This is a genomic window from Arthrobacter sp. 05L45_2, assembly GCF_056397525.1.
In genome coordinates, this window is the sequence record NZ_JBFTNO010000292.1 from 1 (window position 1) to 2,438 (window position 2,438).

Annotated in this window: 3 protein-coding genes; all 3 read right to left on the reverse strand. The window is 67.8% G+C overall.

The features are described 5' to 3' along the window. Positions 1 to 47: 47 nt before the first annotated feature. Positions 48 to 395: a hypothetical protein gene (locus AC1DHD_RS15555; RefSeq protein WP_476880577.1), complete on the reverse strand. Its 348-nt coding sequence runs from the start codon at positions 393 to 395 to the stop codon at positions 48 to 50. 78 nt (positions 396 to 473) lie between these two features. Further along, positions 474 to 1,118: an isochorismatase family protein gene (locus tag AC1DHD_RS15560; protein WP_476880578.1), complete on the reverse strand. Its 645-nt coding sequence runs from the start codon at positions 1,116 to 1,118 to the stop codon at positions 474 to 476. Beyond that, positions 1,119 to 2,438, reverse strand: a 1,320-nt coding sequence (locus AC1DHD_RS15565) for a nicotinate phosphoribosyltransferase (protein ID WP_476880579.1), incomplete at its 5' end; no start/stop codon positions are given.

Sequence of the window (2,438 nt, forward strand, 5' to 3'; positions counted from 1 at the left end):
CCCTTTTTCGTGCAGTGTTGGCGCTGGTGATGGCGCCGCGGCTCCGGCTACTGGCCCGCGCCGCAAACCTTGCTGTAGGCCTGGCCGGCGGCCGAGTAGTCGGCCTTCATGGTGTCCAGTTTGGCGGTGTCCGGCGTCGGCTTCGCCGCTTCGTCGAAGTATTCGATGATGGTCTGCAGCGGATCCCGCAGGTCATCGGAGGCCGCCGCCTCGATGGGCCGGAGCTGGTTCGCGACCTTGTTCATGCCGGCCTTGTCCGACGAGGCGGACTGGGCGGAGACGACGGTCTTGACCCGGGCGCAGGTTTCTTGGTTGGTCAGCTGCGGGGAGGCCGTGCAGGCGGCTGCGCCGAGCAGGGTCCCGGCAGCGATCAGGACGGTCAGGGTCTTCTTCATGGTGTACTCCGGGATTTTACGGTCCGACGTTACTGGCAAGGATTCCGAGTCTACTGTGCGGCCGGGGCCGCTGCGATCTCAGCTAAGGTCCACGCCGCCGAGCTCCATTTCGGCGAACGCGTCATCGAGGTCATCGGCGATCCCGACGGTGAGCCCGCGAAGGACGGTGACTGAGTAGCCGGCCTGCACGGCGTCCAGGGCGGTGGCCTTCACACAATGGTCGGTGGCGATCCCCACGACCACCACCTCCTCGACATCGTGGCTCTGCAGCCAGTCATCCAGGCCTATGGCGTCCTCATCCGCCGCGAAAGTGTCCGCATCAACGGCGCCGGCCACGGGCAGGGAGCCGGGGGTGCGGTCGCCGGTGGGGACGGCGTCGTCCGGCGCGAGGAGCCCCTCAAAGCCCGAGTAGGCCGCGGTGAACTGTCCCTTACGGAAATAGGCCTCGACGTACTCGGTGTCCAGGTCCGGATGCAGCTCGGCGCCACGGGTGCCCGCGACGCAATGCGGCGGCCAGCTGCCGAGGAAATCGGGCTGCTCGGAGAAATGGGCCCCCGGCTCGATGTGCCAGTCCTGGGTGGCGACGACGTGGTCGAACTGCCCGTGGTGGGCGTCAACGTATTCGCTGATCTCCGCGGCCAGGGCCGCCCCGCCGTCCACCGGCAGTGTCCCGCCCTCGCAGAAATCGTTCTGGACGTCAACGATGATCAGGGCGCGGGACATTCAGTCCTCCTCGTAGATGGTGGGGATGGCGGCGTCGCCGCGCTGCAGGCGGTTGACCACGGCCGGCAGCTCCTTCATGCTGTCGGCGTGCCGCTGACGGGCGCGGACCACCCCGTCGGGGCCCGTCCAGCCAGGCAGGAGCTCGCCGTTCTTGATGAACTGCTGCAGCAGTTGCCGGTCGTTGCCGTCGTCGTCCGGCCGGTGCCCGATGCCGACGATCTCCTGGGTGGCGGTGCCACGGTCGTTCAGGCGGCGCAGCGCATACTTGCGGCCGCCCTTGCTGGTTTTGTTCTTGGCGGCCTTCGCAACGGGCACAAACGTGCCGTCGTCGTCTGTGCGGCTGACCAGCTTGTAGACCATGCTCGCCGTCGGCGCACCGGAGCCGGTGACCAGCGAGGTGCCGACGCCGTAGGAGTCCACGGGGGCGGACTGGAGCGCGGCGATGGCGAACTCGTCGAGGTCCGAGGTGACGATGATCCTGGTGTTTTCGTTGCCGAGCCCGTCAAGCAGCTGCCGGACCCACTGGGCCTGCGCCACGAGGTCGCCGGAGTCCAGCCGGACAGCGCCGAGTTTGTCGCCTGCGAGTTCGACGGCGGTACGGACCGCGGTTTCGACGTCGTACGTATCCACCAGCAGCGCCGTCCCGGCGCCCATCGAGGCAAGCTGGGCTTCAAACGCCTCGCGTTCGGTGTCGTGCAGCAGGGTGAAGGAGTGCGCTGCGGTGCCCACCGTCTTGATCCCGTAGCGCCGCCCGGCCTCGAGGTTGGAGGTGCTGTCAAAGCCGGCGATCACTGCCGCGCGGGCGGCCGCGACGGCGGACTCCTCCTGGGTCCGCCGGGAGCCCATCTCGACGCAGGGGCGGGATCCCGCGGCCGTGATCATGCGGGAGGCTGCCGACGCGATCGCGCTGTCATGGTTGAGGATCGAGAGGATGTACGTCTCGAGGATGCAGGCCTCGGCGAAGGTGGACTCGACGATCAGGATGGGGGAGTTGGGGAAGTAGGCCTCACCTTCCGCGTAGCCCCAGATGTCGCCGGAAAAGGAGAAGTTTGCCAGGTACTCGAGGGTTTCCTCGTTGACCACCTTGGTGCGGCGCAGGTAGTCGATCTCGGCATCGCCGAAGCGGAATCCGGCGATCCCCTCCAGCAGCCGTCCGGTGCCGGCCACAATGCCGTAGCGCCGGCCGTCCGGCAGCCGCCGGGCAAACGCCTCGAACACGGACTTGCGGTGCGCGGCTCCCGAATGCAGTGCGGCCTGCAGCATGGTCAGCTCGTAGTGGTCGGTGTACAGAGACGTGCGGGGATGGTCCCAGCCAGCTGA